Below are 15,643 nucleotides of genomic sequence, written 5' to 3'. Positions count from 1 at the left end.
TCAAAAATGATTTATTTTTTCTGGATATCTGAAATGATCTTACCTAATACACCATTAACAAAGCGTCCTGCTTCTTCTCCGCCGAAAATTTTCGCTGTTTCTATCGCCTCATTCAGCGTAACGTTCTTAGGGACTTCATCCATATACAGCCATTCATAAGCAGCCATCTGCAGAACAACACGTTCTACATTAGCAAGTCTTGAAAAGCTCCATTTTTCTAGATAAGGAGTTAAAAATTTCTCGATGTCTGCTTTATTTTTTACAGTTCCATACACGATTTCATCAAGAAAATCATCTGATGGTTCTCCTTCTAATACGTGCTCCATTGCTTCTTCAACACCTGTGTCACTCACTTCAATTTGAAAAAGTGATTGAAAGGCTTTTTCTCGAGCAAGTCTACGTTTCATAATTCGACTTCCTTTCTATATGCGAACAATTTCTACCTAGCATAATAACATATTCATAGGAGGGGTTACAATCCGAACATTTAATACTAAAACCCTTCAAAACATTCAGTTTTTTTGCATTTAAGAGACTGCCTTTTAAATAGTTAAAAGAGTCTATTGGAACAATGGCCAAGAAAGAAAAAAATCAAAGGGGGAATCCCCCTTTGATTTCTGTTTCAATCTACTTCAGGTGCTTCATACGGTTTTTCTTTGGAGTCAAATTGAACGCCTACAACAAAAACATTGATGTCTGTTGCTTCAAGAGCAGTCATGTCCAACAACGCTTGTCTAACATGATCTTGAATTTTTTGAGCTACGTCTGGAATCGAAACTCCATATTTCATAGATACATAAATATCAATCGAAATACCTGCTTCTGAAAGCTCAACTTTAACGCCCTTACCGTGCGTTTTTTTACCGAGCCGTTCAACGACTCCACTTGCAAAGCTTCCTCTCATTGAAGCCACACCATCAACATCTGAAGCTGCAATACTTGCAATAACTTCAATTACTTCAGGTGAGATTTCAACTTTTCCTAACTCTGATGAATAGCTCTCCATCTCAAACGAAAGTTCATTCATTTTTTGCACCTCCATTGTTATTCACTTTTTGATGTTAAGTCATGGTTTTCTAAAAACTTAGTATTAAAATCGCCATTCACAAATGTTTCATGGTTTAAAAGACGAAGATGGAACGGAATGGTCGTGTGTACGCCTTCAATAACGAATTCACTTAATGCCCGCTTCATACGATTGATCGCTTCTTGTCTCGTATTTCCGTAAGTGATTACTTTAGCGATCATAGAGTCATAGTATGGCGGTATTGTGTAGCCAGGATAGACGGCTGAGTCAACACGGACACCTAGTCCTCCTGGAGGCAGATACATGTCAATCTTTCCAGCAGACGGCATAAAATTCTTTTCTGGATTTTCAGCATTAATACGGCATTCGATCGACCAACCGTTAAATTCAACATCATCCTGTGTATATCGTAACTTTTCCCCAGAAGCTACTTTGATTTGTTCTTTTATAAGGTCGATCCCAGTTACCATTTCCGTTACAGGATGCTCAACTTGAATACGTGTGTTCATTTCCATGAAATAAAACTCACCAGTATTATGATCAAAAATAAATTCCACAGTTCCTGCACCAGAATATTGAACAGCTTCCGCTGCTTTAACAGCTGCTTCACCCATTTCTTTACGCTTTTCCGGACTAATCGCAGGAGATGGTGTTTCCTCTAAAAGCTTCTGTAAACGTCTTTGAATACTACAGTCTCTTTCACCTAGATGAATGACATGTCCATAATTATCTGCAAGGACTTGGATTTCCACATGACGGAAATCTTCGATGTATTTTTCGATATAGACGCCAGGATTTCCGAAAGCGGTAGCCGCTTCTTGCTGAGTGATCGCTATACCCTTCAGCAGTTCAGCTTCATTTCTTGCAACACGGATACCTTTTCCTCCACCGCCGGCAGTTGCTTTAATAATGACAGGATAGCCAATTTTATTACTGAGTTCAACAGCTTCTTCTTTATCCTGGATAATTCCTTCAGAACCGGGAACGATCGGCACCCCTGCATCTGCCATTGTAGCTCTGGCAACATCCTTAATTCCCATCTTGTTGATCGCTTCAGCACTAGGACCTACGAAGGTTACGTTACATTCTCTGCAAAGTTCTGCAAAATCAGCGTTCTCAGCTAAAAATCCATAGCCTGGATGGATCGCATCTGAACCTGTCAATGTAGCGACACTCATAATATTGGTGAAATTCAAATAACTGTCTTTTGAAGCAGTTGGTCCAATACAATAAGCTTCATCTGCTAAACGAACATGCAGTGCATCTTTGTCAGCTTCTGAATAAACGGCTACCGTTTCAACACCTAGTTCTTTGCATGCTCGAATAATCCGTACTGCAATTTCACCACGGTTTGCTACTAATAGCTTATTAATCATAAACATACCCTCCTATTCTGCTTTCACGAGGAACAGAGGTTGTCCATATTCTACTAGTTGTCCGTTCTCCACCAATACTTTTACAATTTCACCATTTACTTCAGCCTCGATTTCATTAAACAATTTCATCGCTTCGATGATACAAACGACGCTGTCTTTAGATACTTTGTCACCAGGCTTTACAAAAGGAGGATCTTCAGGAGATGATGCCGCATAAAAAGTACCCACCATCGGTGACACTACTTTATGTAAATTTGAATCATCTTCCTCAGCCTTTGGCTCTTGCTGAACTTCCGGGCTATCCTTTACAGGTTCTGCAGCAGGAGCTGACTCACGTGCAGGTGGTGCTTGAGTTACAACAGGTTGAACCGGTGCTTCTTCTGTTCGGTATGTAACAGTTGCTGCCTCATTCTTCTTAAGAACGATTTTTGAACCGTCATTTTCATATTTGAATTCATTAATACTTGATTTGTCGATAAGTTTAATTAGTTCTCGGATCTCTTGTATTTTTAGCATAAATCTCGACTCCTTTAAACAATCCTATCCAGGTTTATTTTGGTTATTTAGCACCTTCTATTGTGACTAGGTCTTAACAAAAGTAATATACCACATTTCTTTTTTTATGGATACATTAGTTTCATGTACAATCTAATAGTACACGAATCCTCAATAGATTGTAAGCGATTACCGTTATGAATGATTGATTATTCTATTTTTGCCTTTAAATAACGAATACAAACTTTGAAAATAGAAGTTTTTATGTATCAGAGTTATGGAAGGGTTGATTATCCGTAAAATTTACTCGTAAAGTAAATGAGAGTTGTCATAATTATGACTTGAACCACTATAGTATATAGGCTTTATTGAAAAGACTCTTCCCCTTTTAATCATCTTCCATTCAAACATGATGAGAAAAAAAGAAAAAACAATACTCCTATGAAACTACTCAGTATAGACATAATCAACACACCCCTGCTCCACTTTCTTAGTGTAGTCAAAATATACCACGAATTCTCATAAATAAAAAAAGCCGGAGTCACTCCGGCTTCCCTTTACTTTGCTGCATGATATTCAACGGCTACAGTCTTGCTTTTACCCAGATGTTCGTTTGCTAAATTCATAATCTCTACAACGTCTTTTTTGGATAATTTATCTGCTTTTACAATGACCTTGATCTCATTATTCATTGTGCTGACAAGCGCATCTTTAAAGCCCATTGATTTGATTAAGGTTTCAAGGGTAGCTTCCTTCATTGTCAGAGATTGAAGTTCAGTCATTTTTGCCCATGCTTCTGCTTGTACTTCCGCAGACGCATCTTCTGATCCTGCTACAGCTACATAATCAGCACTCATCTCGTCACGAACTTCATCACGCTCTAAGCGAAGAGCTGTGAACATGTCATCGTTGGCAACTCCAGAAACGGTGGCATCCTTCCCAGATTTTTTACCTGCCTCCAAGTAAGCGAGATCATCTGTCCCGCCTGGTGCTGTAATGTAATAGACAGACAAGACAATAATCAGACTAAGCATTGTTAAAAGCCAAACTGTTTGTTTTTTTAGTAACATTTTAATCCCCCTCGTATTTTTTGGGAACCACAGATACATTGTGGCTGCCGATATCAAATACTTTTGTTATCACATCGATGATCATTGCTTTTGTTTGCAGATTCTCTGCTCCTTGAGCAACTACTGCAATACCCCTTATTTTAGGCTTTTCAGTGGTAATGACTATAGGTTCCTCTCGTCCATCGTTTTGAACGATCACGACCTTTTCTTCTGTCTTTTGATCTTCAATCGTTCTTTTACCTCCACTTTTATCGTTCTCTGATGTTGTTTGTCTTTGAACACTGTCGTCTCTTGCAATTTCTTTTCTCTCCGTAGTATCAAGCTCTACAAAAACAGTAGCACTCTCCACCCCTTGGATCTGTTCCAACAGATCTTTCAGCTGGTTCGCATATCTGTCTTCATACGATCGAATGTTCTTGCTCGTAACTCCTTTTGTATCCTTGAATACAGCTTCTGATTCATTTGATTGTTTTTTAGTCGAAAGTGTTGACATGGAAACATTTTTAGCAGGGGAGTCGATCATTTTGCTTATAAACATAAGAGCGATTCCCAATAGAAGCAGTACAAGTAAGTATTTTTGTTTATTCCCTGCTTTATCACTAAGCTGCAGCCATTTTTTTATCTGTTCCCAAAATGAATGTTTCATTGGGATGACTCCTCTCCCCCTTCCATTTCGACCTCAAGTTGCGCCTTGTCTAGTTGCCATTGGCTGGCCAAGAACTCTATAATCTTCTCAGGAACTTCATCTTTATCAGCTTGCTCTCTATGATCAGCAATACTCACTTCCACTTCCGATACTTCTGAGATGCCCGCTGATTCATGATGTTTAGCTAGTACAACTTTTAGACCTGTTATATCATTAGGGTTTAAAGTTTCTGTACCGCTTTTCGTTTGGATTTGAAGATCGACTATTTCTAATTCATACGTCTTTTTCAACTCCTCCTGAACTTTCTCTTTCATTGGGACAGCCATTTGCTCTAATATATATGCACGTTGTGCGCCTTGTATTTCACTTTTATTTTTTTCTATCGAATTTTTTATTTCATTTTCTTTCGCAGCAGCGGGTACATCCATCGCTTGGAACACTTGGTTGATGTCAGAGTTTAATAGTTTGAATAGCGGAGACAACATGGCGAGCAAGATAAGAAGCCCAATCACCATCTTGATATAACTTTGAAATTGATTGCCAGGTAATAAAAGTTCGATTACCCCTGCAAGCAGAACGAGTACGATGATGTTTGTGACCCAGTCAGTTAAGAATCCCATTTTAAAACGCCTCCTACCGAACCATCAGTGTGACATTGCCAGCAGCTATTATGATGGTTATCGCAAGAAAAAACATGATAGACACTGTCATGAGAGCTGCGAAAATAAACATGACACTTTTGCCGATAATTCCTAAACACTCTACGATCGGTCCTCCACCAAGAGGCTGCAGCAAGGCTGAAGCCATGCTGTAAATGAAAGCTAAGATTAATACTTTAATAGCTGGGAAGATGGCGATCGTCAATATAAGTGCCGCGCCAATTATTCCTATAGAATTCTTCAGAAGTATCGAAGCACTCATCACGGTGTCGGTCGCATCAGTAAACATTCTTCCTACTACTGGGATAAAATTACCCGTGATAAATTTTGCAGTTTTAATCGTTATTCCATCAGCTACTGCTGCTGTTGCACCTTGAACACTCATGACACCAAGAAAAACCGTAAAGAAGAAGGCGAGTGCTCCAATGCTGATATTCTTCAGCAGTTTGGCTAAATGAGTAACCTTGTGATGTTCTGACATGGTTGAGACGATACTTAATAAAGCTGATAAAAAAAGCAGAGGCAGTACAAAATTTTTAATGAGCAGACCGCTCGTGTTAACTAAAAACAAAATGACGGGATGAAAAAAAGCAACTGAAGCTATACTTCCCACAGTCGCCATCAGAGCTAGAAGAAGAGGGATCAAAGCAATCATAAAACTGAGCATGGTATCAATCGCTTCAACAGCATAGGAAACCGCAACGTGAAAGCTATTGAGTGCCAAGATGATCAACACCATATAGATAATCGCATAGGCAATTTTAGAGATCGCTGATTTATCAAACGCGTTTTGTATGGACTGCAAAAGCATGCTAAACACGGTGAGCAAGATCAAGGTTCCTAGAAGTTTTCCGTGAACAGCCATTTCATGGAACATATATTTCATCAGACCGATCAAATATGCTTTTATCGAAAATTCTTTATCACCTTTTACAAACTCAATAAAAGTACCTTTTTGGCTCTCTGGCAAGAACCCGCCATATTCTTGTGAGACGCTATCCCAAAACTTTTTAATTTCGTCAAGCTGCATAGATGAGACCTGATGCTCTACGATCTCGGACGTGATTGACTCGGCTGAAACGGAAGCTTGGCTAAAGAACGTTATCATTAGTACGAATATGAGTACAAAAAAGCTTGTCCGCGTCCTATTTCTTCTCATCTTTACGACCCGCTTTCTTATTTAGGAATAAGCGTCAGCACGGTTTCAATAATGACCGTTAAAATGGGGATTGCCATAACGATAATGAGTATCTTTCCTCCGAGTTCTATCTTGGATGCAATAGCACCTTGACCAGCATCCCTCGTAATCTGAGCTCCAAATTCGGCAATATAAGCAATCCCTATGATCTTTAAAAGTGTTTCTACATAAATCATGTTTACATTTGCGTTAATCGCCAGTCTTTGAAGCATGGCAATAACCTGTCCGATCTTATCGATCAGAAATAAAAAAATTCCCGCGCCTACCATTAAGGTAATTAAAAAAGCAAAATTCGCTTTTTGCTCTTTCAGGACTAAGGCTAAGAAAGCTGCGACCAGTCCAAAACCTACGATTTGGATGATTTCCAATTGGTCTCCCTCCTTAGTTCTGGAACAAAAATACTCCTTTTACTTTCTGGAACAGGTCATCAAGCAAGGTGATCACCATGAATAAAGCAACCACAAAACCTAATAACGTCACCCAATGTGCATAATCTTCTTTTCCGATCATCTTTAAGACCGTATGCAGCATAGCCACGATTATGCCTAGACCAGCGATTTGAAATACTGCGTTAACATCTAGTCCCATGTAAAGTTCCCCCTTTTACATTAAAAGGATTACGATTAAAAGTCCCATCAGTACACCAAGACTTTTGCACATTTTTTCATAACGCTCCTGTATATCCCTTGCTTCTTTTTCCTCACGATTCAGATGAGCAAGGGTCAATTGAATCTGTTTCTGCTGATGTTCTTTATCATGTCTGCCTAGAGTTGATCCAAACTGTCGCAGCACTTCGATCTCCCCGCTTTTAAACAATGATTCTTCGGCTAAAAGCTCCAGCTGATTTTCCCAAGCTTCTTGAACAGTATGTTCTCCACTGTTTAACATGTCTGAAATCGTTAGAAAAAAAGAAGCTAACGGCTCTTTTAACGGTTTTCCTATATGCTGGAATGCTTCACTAAGCGGGGTTGAGCCATACATGATCTCTGCTTCTAGCGCCTGCAGGGTAACTTTCAATTCTCTCAGCCGCTTCGGCCGTTCTCTCACCCGTTTCGCCCATTCAAATCCGAATATGGTTGTAGCTGATAATATAGCAATAGCACCGAACCAGCTCATCATGCTTCACCACCTGACGACCGAAAAATTTCATTAAATGAGCCGTCATAAATCCGCTGAATCGTACCCGGGCCTTTTTCTCGGCTCAATATCACGTATCGTTGAAATAATGAAAGACCCGATAAAGGTTTCATCACCGGTCTATTTAGAGCATCTTTCAAAGTGCTGCCGTGAGCGGTGAATATCATCTGAACCCCAGCATGCATAGCTTCCAGGATAGCTTCACCATCCTCTTTCCTTCCGATCTCATCGACGATTAAGACTTGAGGGCTCATTGAACGGATAAGCATCATCATTCCTTCCGCTTTTGGACAAGCATCAAGTACATCCACTCGTTTACCAAGCGAATGTTGTGGCACCCCTTTAATAGATCCTGCTATCTCAGAACGCTCGTCCACGATCCCCACTTTAAACGATGGGATGTTTCTATGTTTCACACCGCAGCTGACGAGTCTTGCGATATCACGTAACAGTGTTGTTTTTCCTGTTTGAGGAGGTCCGATCAGCAACGTATTGTGCCATTTTTTTTGAAAAAGGTAGGGAATCAGCGGATCAGCAATACCGATTTTTTCTCTGGCGATCCTGATATTAAAAGAACTTATCTCTTTAATCGCTTTTACAAATCCCCGTTCAGTGACTACTTTTCCAGCGAGTCCAACACGATGACCGCCAGAGATTGTAATATACCCGCGCTTAAGTTCTTCTTCTAATGCATATAGTGAATGTTGACTCAATCGATTAAGTAGAATTTGTGCCTCTTCAGCAGAAACTGGCTTATCCGATGGATAGATCGGATTGTTTGAACATACGATTTCCAACGGCTGTTCAATCCTGATTCTTATTTCTTCCATGGATTGAATAACGTTTGCAGGAAGATTGTGGAGTAACTGCTGAATTTCTTCTGGAAACAATCTAAATATTTTATCCATAGCCTGAGTCTCCTTTTAAAGGCTCGTACTATAAAGCTATGGCCAATCTCTAAGCTTTATGCCAATAAAGGAAGCTTTCATTATGATCGGGGAAATGATGGGGAGGGATGTTTTGACAAACTTCGACAATACTAATTCAATAAAAAAGCCTTATTCCGAATAAACGGAATAAGGCTATAAAAATTATTATTATGCGCGTGAAACATAAGCTCCATTTCTAGTATCGATCACAAGTTTGTCTCCTTCGTTAACGAAGAAAGGAACTTGAACAGTCAGACCAGTTTCAAGAGTAGCTGGTTTTGTTCCGCCTGACGCGGTGTCCCCTTTAATCCCTGGTTCAGTTTCGGTGACCACTAATTCAACCGTGTTCGGAAGCTCAACTCCAAGTGTTTCGCCTTGGTACGTCATGATATGAACCGTCATGTTCTCTAGTAAGTATTTTAATTCGTACTGAATTTGAGATGCAGGCAGTTCGATCTGCTCGTATGTTTCGTTGTCCATGAATGTGTGTGTGTCACCTGAAGCATAAAGATATTGCATTTTGCGGTTTTCGATATGCGCTTTAGATACTTTTTCTCCTCCACGGAACGTTTTCTCCTGGATTCCGCCAGTTCGCAAGTTGCGTAGTTTTGAGCGTACGAAAGCAGCACCTTTTCCTGGTTTTACATGCTGGAATTCAAGTACTTGCCAAATTCCTCCGTCAACTTCAATCGTTAAGCCTGTTTTAAAATCGTTTACTGAAATCATGTTTTTTCCTCCTGATTGGTTAACTTATCGTTATAAGAGACTTTGTAGAGTGGGTAAGTGATTCATTGCCGTCTTTTGTAATGAGGGCATCATCTTCAATTCTTACTCCCCCAAGACCTGAAATATAGATACCAGGTTCCACGGTTACTAGCATACCAGGTTCTAAAACTGTATCAGATTTAACTGACAAAGCAGGACCTTCGTGAACATCTAACCCGATTCCATGACCTGTCGAATGTCCAAAATAATCTCCATAACCTTTAGAAACTATATAATCTCTTGTTATCGCGTCTGCCTCTTTACCTGTCATTCCTGGTTTGATCCCTTTCATGCCCTGCATTTGCGCATCATATACAACTTGGTAAATTTCTTTAAGTTCATCAGAGACATTACCGATGGCCACCGTTCGTGTAATATCTGAACAATAACCTTTGTAGTATGCACCAAAATCCAAAGTGACTAATTCACCAGTCTCAATCTTTTTATCTGAAGCTACACCATGTGGAAGAGCAGAACGATATCCCGAAGCTACGATAATATCAAAGGATGAAGAAGTTGCTCCGTTTTTCCTCATGAAAAATTCTAGTTCATTAGAAACTTCCCGTTCAGTCATTCCAGGACGTATGAATTCGATAATATGTGAAAAAGCGGCATCAGCAATAGACGCGGCATCCTTTACTATCTTAATCTCTGATTCATCCTTTATCAAGCGCAACTTTTCCACTAATCCTGTAACAGGTATGAGCTTCGTTTCGGCTTCATCTAAATGTTTGTCATATGTACGATATGTAGAGTATGTAACATCATCTTGTTCAAATCCTAGTTTTTTTATCGATAAGTCTTTTACTAACTTAGCAACCTCTTCAGGAATTGGACCAGTGTGCATGACCACTCGGTATCCTTTTGCTTGTTCTACGGCTTGTGTTTTATATCTGAAATCCGTTATCAAAACAGCGTCATTTTTAGTAATGAGCAGGACCCCCGCACTTCCTTTAAAACCGCTTAAATAGAACCGGTTTGAAGAAGATGTTACTAATAGTGCATCAATATCAAAGTTCTCAAATAATTGTCTCGCTTTTTCAACACGTTCCATGATCATCCCCCCCATTAAACTTCTTGACTGAAAACTTGAAGCGCAAGTTTATAGCTAGCGAACCCAAAGCCTGAGATTTGTCCGATCGTAACAGGAGCAATTACAGATTCACGGCGAAATTCTTCCCGGGCATGAACGTTTGATATATGAACTTCAATAACAGGGACATCCACACTAGCAATCGCATCTCTAATTGCATAACTATAATGAGTATAAGCTCCTGCATTTAAAACGATCCCTTCAAATTTACCAGGTGATTCATGAATTCGATCTATAATGTCTCCTTCTGAATTACTCTGATAAAACGAAAGATGAAAGGAAAGCTCGGAAGCGGTTCGTTCCAATTCTAACTGAAGATCATCTAATGTTTTCGCACCATAGATTCCTGGTTCCCGTTTCCCTAAACGATTTAGGTTAGGACCATTAATTACAAGAATAGACTTTTTAAAACCCACAAACGCCACCTCGCCTCTTTAACAAAAAAAATAGAATGTTCTTATAACATTCTATCATAGCGTTTGATCTTTTGAATAGTTACGAACTTTGTATGGATCCTTTCTTTTCATGTGCCTCACCGTAACGTTCTCTGTATTCAAATGAAATCGAATACCCGATAAAAACACCATATAATATATATATACAGAGTGTTGTTGTAATTGTATTCTTGCCTATCGTATTCATTGGCTCCAAACCCGGAAAGATCGGATGGAGCAAATAAAAGACAATACCCCAAAGTAGAACTCCAAAAAAGATTCCGCCCCACATGGACTTAATTTTTGCAAAGGCATAACGATAACCAATTGCCACTAAAATGGAAAGCAACGCAATAATAACAATACTGATCAGCTGTCCGATCCATTGCGACTTCCATTTTCCTAATGCCCATGGTGCCAACACAAGAGCTGGTCCTACCTTAGAAAAATTTAAATAATAAGCAATGAATCCAAAAGAAGCCCAAATCAAACCTCCAAAAAAACCTACTCCCACAACGCGGCTCATAAAAGAAGATTGCGATTCTCGTTTGTTTTGCTCTAATTCTTTTTCATCCATTAAATACACCTCCAACAGCTAATAGTATGTCCATTAAATACCATGTCAAACGATATAAAGCGTATTCATTCATAAACCGTGTAAAATATGTATAAAATGGGAAAAATACAAATAAACCTTACCTTCTGGAGGAATATCCAGCTTTACTGTAGAATAGTAGTACCTACAAAATTTTAGGCTGGGGGTTCAACATGACAAAAGAGAAAAAACCCGTTTATGGCGGTCAAGCCGTACTAGAAGGGGTTATGTTTGCCGGAAGACACACTTATGTAACGGCAATTAGAAGAAACGATGATTCAATAGAATATTTTGAACTTAAAAAGAAACCTGCTCCCGTATTAGCTACACTTAAAAAGATACCTTTCTTAAGGGGCTTTATCGCTATTATAGAAGCAAGTATGAACGGTACACAGCATCTGAATTTTTCAGCTGAACGATTCGGGGTGAACCCTGGTGAAGAACAGGCTGAAGAAGAAGAAAAACCTTCAAAGTTTACTTTTTTCTTTAGTCTGGCAATAGTCGGTGTATTGTCTTTTCTGTTCGGAAAATTTGTGTTTACCCTTGTTCCAGTGTTCCTAGCTGAAGCATTTCGATTCGTTGTTCCCGGACATCTCGGGCAAAACCTCTTAGAAGGATTATTTAAATTTATCTTTTTATTAAGCTATATCTATTTTGTATCATTAACTCCCGCGATTAAGAGAGTGTTCATGTATCACGGTGCTGAACACAAAGTGATCAACACATTTGAAGCGGGCGATGAACTGACGGTCGAAAACGTTAAAAAGCACTCGCGGCTCCATTACCGCTGCGGCAGCAGTTTTATCCTATTTACAGTACTAGTTGGGATGATCATCTATTATTTTGTACCTTCTGATGTACTTTGGCAAAGAATTTTATCCAGACTTGCGCTTATACCAGTCGTTTTAGGGGTATCTTTTGAAGTATTACAGCTAACCAATAAATTACGAGACGTTCCCGTTCTCCGATATTTAGGTTATCCGGGACTTTGGCTGCAATTACTAACCACGAAAGAACCTGACGCAAAACAAATAGAAGTTTCTATACTATCTTTTAATGAAATGCTTAAACGTGACGCATCCTATGAAAGTGAGAAACAACAAAATCAAATTGTTTAACTTTAAGGAGGTGAACCTGTTGCAACAGAATAGCAGAAGATTGCATCCTATCATTTGGTTTGTCATTTCACTGGCTGTTGTCGGAATCCTATATCAATTGATCACTTCACCTCGCCAACTATTTACAACCCTTCTGATCGGAGCAGCAGTGGTCGCCGTTTTTTACTTTATATTTCGCAGAACTTCATCAGGAGTAAACGGCAAATATAGAAAAGCAGTAAAACAATCAAAAAAACGTTATGGTTCCAATCAGAAGTCTTCAAAAACTTCACCGTTATTTTCAAACAAAAAAGTAAAAAGCACAGCTCAGAAAAAACGCTCAAGAGAACATCACTTAACCGTTATTGAAGGAAAAAAGAACAAGAAAAAAAATCGAGCCTCCTTTTAGGATCAGGCTCGATTTTTGTATGAAGGATGTGGATAGGATTTCCCTGCGATCCAAGTTTGCAAAAAATTTTCTGCTCGGTCATAACCGAACTGATAAAGCTCACTTTTCGCTTCAGTAGACAACTGAAAATCAATAACAGATATATGTTTGACTGGCATGAAAATAATATCTCTAGCATCGTGTGCATCAATATAACGATTATCATGAGCTTGCATCATCGTTTCGAACAAGGCCCTAAAAAGCTGGATGGCATTTTTAACTTGGTGGGTCGGGATGTGTTCATTGATATAGGAACTAAGCTGAAATCCTAGTACAGGACGTACAGGTACCCGGTCTTTCCTTTGAAATAGCCACATGGGAAAATTACTCAGAACACCGCCATCTACAATATAACTTTTTTGACCTACACGATTAAACAGTTTGATTGGATAAAAGAAGTAAGGAAGACTGCAGCTCATCCGTACCGCCCTGGCTATCGGAAACCGTTCGGGAAGCAAACCGTATTCCTCAAGATCATCGGGCAGAACGATGAGTCGTCCACGTGTTATATCGGACGCAATAATTTTTAAACTTCCATAAGGAATATCAGCAAATGTGAAAATTCCCCGGTCTGCAAGAAGTTTTGCCACCCAATTCTCTAAATAATCTCCTTTAAACAACCCTAGTTTCCAATAAAGTTTTATCCAGTTCATAAACGGTATGGGGACTTTGCTCGTGTCCAAAAACTTTTTAAAATCAAGTTGATCGATTATAGCCTTCATCTCATCAGCTTTATAACCTGCTTTTACAAGAGCAGCCATTAAAGCACCTGCACTTGTACCCGCTACCCTTTCAAAAGACAGACCTCTATGCTCCGCCGCTTCAACTGCCCCAATCAGCGAAAGGGCTTTAATTCCACCACCTGAAAATACGCCGTCTATTCGCATTGACCATCTCCTCCACTACTATCCTAATCGCAAGAAGATGTCCTTTATTCCCTATTTTTTCAAAGGAAATGTTCAGCTTGTTTTTATTTTTCAAAAAAGAACAAATAAAAAACAACCATAAATATATTATGATTGTCCTTGTTCTTCATTTTTAGCTTGTATTTCTCTTAAGTCAGCTAACCGGCCTTTGTCTTCTTCAAAGAATTGCACGAGGTCTCCGATTCGATCGATAGCGTTCCAGCTTAAGTGGTGCTCGATTCCTTCAACATCATGAAAGATATTTTCCTCGTTTACCCCGATTACCTTTAAAAACTCTTCTAACAATTCATGTCTGTATACTAAACGCTTACCTAGTTTTTTACCATTAGGGGTTAAAACAAAGCCTCTGTATTTTTCATAGACGACATACTTACCTTTGTCGAGTTTCTGAATCATTTTTGTTACAGAAGAGGGATGTACCTCAAGGTTTTCTGCAAGATCTGAAACCCTTGCATATCCTTTCTCTTCTATTAGGGCATAGATGCGTTCGATATAGTCTTCCATACTCGGGGTTGGCGGCAAAATGTTCCCTCCCTATACTTAAACCGATGGTCTCTATAAAAAGGATACTATAGAAATGTTTGAGTGACAAGGGAATATCCTTTACCTGAAAATTAAGTAAAATACTCAATCTTGGCTTTTGGAAACATAGTATGAATATAATTCTCTACCGTTCCTCGAAGCTTTTGGGCTTGTTCGTCCTGATATACATACTTGCCTATCCCATATTTCCCCCATTTGTATTTACGTTCTTCCTCTTTCATTTGTAGCTTCGATTTCGGATAGTTTTTTTCGATTACTTTTTTTGCAGGCTTTGTAAATCGATGTTGGATCAGTTCAAAAGTCAAATCGTTCGTTAGATGCTTTGGCATACTACCCTCTAAAATTTCAAAAAGCTCCTTATACCCTCCCTCCCAATCCTTGTGAAGGTATAGCGGTGCCACAATGAAACCCAATGGATATCCCGCTTCAGCTACTTTTATAGCTGCATTAATTCTATCCTCAAGCGGGCTTGTGCCAAGTTCAAAGTTTTTAATCACATACTGTGAATTAATACTGAATCGAAACCTTGTCCGTCCTTGATGATCAGCATCCAACAGATGATCAACATGATGATACTTCGTAGTGAAACGCAGCCTTCCTAAATCGGTTTTCCCAAAAAATTCGATCGCTTTTTTTAAAGAGTGGGTAAGATGATCAATTCCAACGATATCTGATGTACATGAAGCCTCAAACCTCGTAATCTCAGGAGCTCTTTCCTCCATATACTTTTGTGCCTGCGCAAAGATCTCGTCTGTATTTACATACGTTCTTAAATAAGGCTTTGATCCAAGGGTGGTCTGGAGATAACAATAGTGACAATGTCCCATACATCCAGTAGCAAGCGGGATCGCATATTCAGCGGAGGGTTTAGAAGTATCAAATTTTAATGTTTTTCGAATCCCGACAACAAGTGTTGATTTAGCTGTCCTATACTTTTGGAAATCGTTATCTCCAGGCAAGTCACGTATCTGGTTATGTGATGTTGTCTCTCTAATCTCTACCTCAAGCTTACTGAACTTATCGAAAAGCACTTTACCTAAGGAATATTCAAGTGCTCGCGGTTCAAAATATATGAGCTGCGGCATAAACGGTTTATTTGCACCGGCCATTTTTATATACCCCCTACCATTCAAACAAGATAAGGATAGTATGTCCGAAGATGCACATATAAAAAGAAGGAACCATTTCCAGTTCTATAAAATACC

General features: G+C 39.2%; 21 protein-coding genes. 2 read left to right on the top strand and 19 right to left on the bottom strand.

Annotated elements, in window-relative coordinates; translation table 11 throughout:
* Positions 1 to 11: 11 nt before the first annotated feature.
* The 16 genes from nusB to M3206_RS01415 all read right to left on the bottom strand — a co-directional run bounded on the left by nusB (position 12) and on the right by M3206_RS01415 (position 11,406).
* The gene (gene nusB, locus M3206_RS01490; RefSeq protein WP_251310721.1) at positions 12 to 407 is read right to left on the bottom strand and encodes a transcription antitermination factor NusB; all 396 of its coding nucleotides are present in this window, start codon (positions 405 to 407) and stop codon (positions 12 to 14) included.
* 215 nt (positions 408 to 622) lie between these two features.
* The gene (locus M3206_RS01485; protein WP_251310720.1) at positions 623 to 1,027 is read right to left on the bottom strand and encodes an Asp23/Gls24 family envelope stress response protein; all 405 of its coding nucleotides are present in this window, start codon (positions 1,025 to 1,027) and stop codon (positions 623 to 625) included.
* Between the two features lie 17 nt (positions 1,028 to 1,044).
* On the bottom strand, positions 1,045 to 2,403 hold the full coding sequence (gene accC, locus M3206_RS01480; protein ID WP_251310719.1) for an acetyl-CoA carboxylase biotin carboxylase subunit: 1,359 nt from the start codon (positions 2,401 to 2,403) through the stop codon (positions 1,045 to 1,047).
* A 12-nt stretch (positions 2,404 to 2,415) separates the two neighbouring features.
* Positions 2,416 to 2,919: an acetyl-CoA carboxylase biotin carboxyl carrier protein gene (accB, locus tag M3206_RS01475; RefSeq protein WP_251310718.1), complete on the bottom strand. Its 504-nt coding sequence runs from the start codon at positions 2,917 to 2,919 to the stop codon at positions 2,416 to 2,418.
* Positions 2,920 to 3,455: 536 nt separating this feature from the next.
* Positions 3,456 to 3,968, bottom strand: coding sequence for a SpoIIIAH-like family protein (locus tag M3206_RS01470; RefSeq protein WP_251310717.1), 513 nt, complete (start codon positions 3,966 to 3,968; stop codon positions 3,456 to 3,458).
* Between the two features lies 1 nt (position 3,969).
* Positions 3,970 to 4,614 (bottom strand): stage III sporulation protein AG, encoded by a 645-nt coding sequence (gene spoIIIAG / locus M3206_RS01465; RefSeq protein ID WP_251310716.1) that lies wholly within the window; start codon positions 4,612 to 4,614, stop codon positions 3,970 to 3,972.
* Entirely contained in the window at positions 4,611 to 5,234 is a 624-nt protein-coding gene (gene spoIIIAF, locus M3206_RS01460; protein WP_251310715.1) for a stage III sporulation protein AF, read from the bottom strand. Before spoIIIAF ends, spoIIIAG begins: the two co-directional genes overlap by 4 nt.
* A 13-nt stretch (positions 5,235 to 5,247) precedes the next feature.
* Positions 5,248 to 6,432, bottom strand: coding sequence for a stage III sporulation protein AE (gene spoIIIAE, locus M3206_RS01455; protein ID WP_285876635.1), 1,185 nt, complete (start codon positions 6,430 to 6,432; stop codon positions 5,248 to 5,250).
* Positions 6,433 to 6,449: 17 nt separating this feature from the next.
* The gene (gene spoIIIAD / locus M3206_RS01450; protein WP_251310714.1) at positions 6,450 to 6,839 is read right to left on the bottom strand and encodes a stage III sporulation protein AD; all 390 of its coding nucleotides are present in this window, start codon (positions 6,837 to 6,839) and stop codon (positions 6,450 to 6,452) included.
* Positions 6,840 to 6,852: 13 nt separating this feature from the next.
* On the bottom strand, positions 6,853 to 7,059 hold the full coding sequence (gene spoIIIAC / locus M3206_RS01445; protein WP_066290831.1) for a stage III sporulation protein AC: 207 nt from the start codon (positions 7,057 to 7,059) through the stop codon (positions 6,853 to 6,855).
* A gap of 15 nt (positions 7,060 to 7,074) precedes the next feature.
* The gene (spoIIIAB, locus tag M3206_RS01440) at positions 7,075 to 7,587 is read right to left on the bottom strand and encodes a stage III sporulation protein SpoIIIAB (RefSeq protein WP_251310713.1); all 513 of its coding nucleotides are present in this window, start codon (positions 7,585 to 7,587) and stop codon (positions 7,075 to 7,077) included.
* Positions 7,587 to 8,516 (bottom strand): stage III sporulation protein AA, encoded by a 930-nt coding sequence (spoIIIAA, locus tag M3206_RS01435; RefSeq protein WP_251310712.1) that lies wholly within the window; start codon positions 8,514 to 8,516, stop codon positions 7,587 to 7,589. The genes spoIIIAB and spoIIIAA overlap by 1 nt, the downstream gene beginning before the upstream one ends.
* Positions 8,517 to 8,705: 189 nt before the next feature.
* Complete coding sequence (gene efp, locus M3206_RS01430) at positions 8,706 to 9,263, bottom strand: elongation factor P (RefSeq protein WP_251310711.1); 558 nt, start codon at positions 9,261 to 9,263, stop codon at positions 8,706 to 8,708.
* A gap of 19 nt (positions 9,264 to 9,282) precedes the next feature.
* Positions 9,283 to 10,356, bottom strand: a complete 1,074-nt coding sequence (locus tag M3206_RS01425; RefSeq protein ID WP_251310710.1) for a M24 family metallopeptidase — start codon at positions 10,354 to 10,356, stop codon at positions 9,283 to 9,285.
* Positions 10,357 to 10,370: 14 nt separating this feature from the next.
* Positions 10,371 to 10,811: a type II 3-dehydroquinate dehydratase gene (gene aroQ, locus M3206_RS01420; protein ID WP_251310709.1), complete on the bottom strand. Its 441-nt coding sequence runs from the start codon at positions 10,809 to 10,811 to the stop codon at positions 10,371 to 10,373.
* A 79-nt stretch (positions 10,812 to 10,890) separates the two neighbouring features.
* The gene (locus M3206_RS01415; protein WP_251310708.1) at positions 10,891 to 11,406 is read right to left on the bottom strand and encodes a YqhR family membrane protein; all 516 of its coding nucleotides are present in this window, start codon (positions 11,404 to 11,406) and stop codon (positions 10,891 to 10,893) included.
* Positions 11,407 to 11,597: 191 nt separating this feature from the next.
* On the opposite strand from M3206_RS01415, the gene M3206_RS01410 reads away from it, so the two are divergent.
* Together M3206_RS01410 and M3206_RS01405 are read left to right on the top strand one after the other, a co-directional pair.
* Positions 11,598 to 12,542, top strand: coding sequence for a DUF1385 domain-containing protein (locus M3206_RS01410; protein ID WP_251310707.1), 945 nt, complete (start codon positions 11,598 to 11,600; stop codon positions 12,540 to 12,542).
* Between the two features lie 19 nt (positions 12,543 to 12,561).
* The gene (locus M3206_RS01405) at positions 12,562 to 12,930 is read left to right on the top strand and encodes an SA1362 family protein (RefSeq protein ID WP_285876630.1); all 369 of its coding nucleotides are present in this window, start codon (positions 12,562 to 12,564) and stop codon (positions 12,928 to 12,930) included.
* A gap of 2 nt (positions 12,931 to 12,932) precedes the next feature.
* On the opposite strand, the gene M3206_RS01400 is transcribed toward M3206_RS01405, so the two are convergent.
* The 3 genes from M3206_RS01400 to splB all read right to left on the bottom strand — a co-directional run bounded on the left by M3206_RS01400 (position 12,933) and on the right by splB (position 15,547).
* Positions 12,933 to 13,856: a patatin-like phospholipase family protein gene (locus M3206_RS01400; RefSeq protein ID WP_251310706.1), complete on the bottom strand. Its 924-nt coding sequence runs from the start codon at positions 13,854 to 13,856 to the stop codon at positions 12,933 to 12,935.
* Between the two features lie 126 nt (positions 13,857 to 13,982).
* Positions 13,983 to 14,399: a transcriptional regulator MntR gene (mntR, locus tag M3206_RS01395; RefSeq protein ID WP_251310763.1), complete on the bottom strand. Its 417-nt coding sequence runs from the start codon at positions 14,397 to 14,399 to the stop codon at positions 13,983 to 13,985.
* Between the two features lie 110 nt (positions 14,400 to 14,509).
* A complete protein-coding gene (gene splB, locus M3206_RS01390; protein ID WP_251310705.1) occupies positions 14,510 to 15,547 on the bottom strand; it encodes a spore photoproduct lyase in 1,038 nt (345 codons plus the stop codon).
* Positions 15,548 to 15,643: the final 96 nt, after the last annotated feature.

The sequence above is a fragment of the Fictibacillus phosphorivorans genome (assembly GCF_023715845.1).
In the GTDB taxonomy this organism is placed as follows: domain Bacteria; phylum Bacillota; class Bacilli; order Bacillales; family Fictibacillaceae; genus Fictibacillus; species Fictibacillus phosphorivorans_D.
The sequence above is the reverse complement of the archived record's forward strand: the minus strand, read 5'-3'. Positions and strand labels throughout refer to the sequence as shown.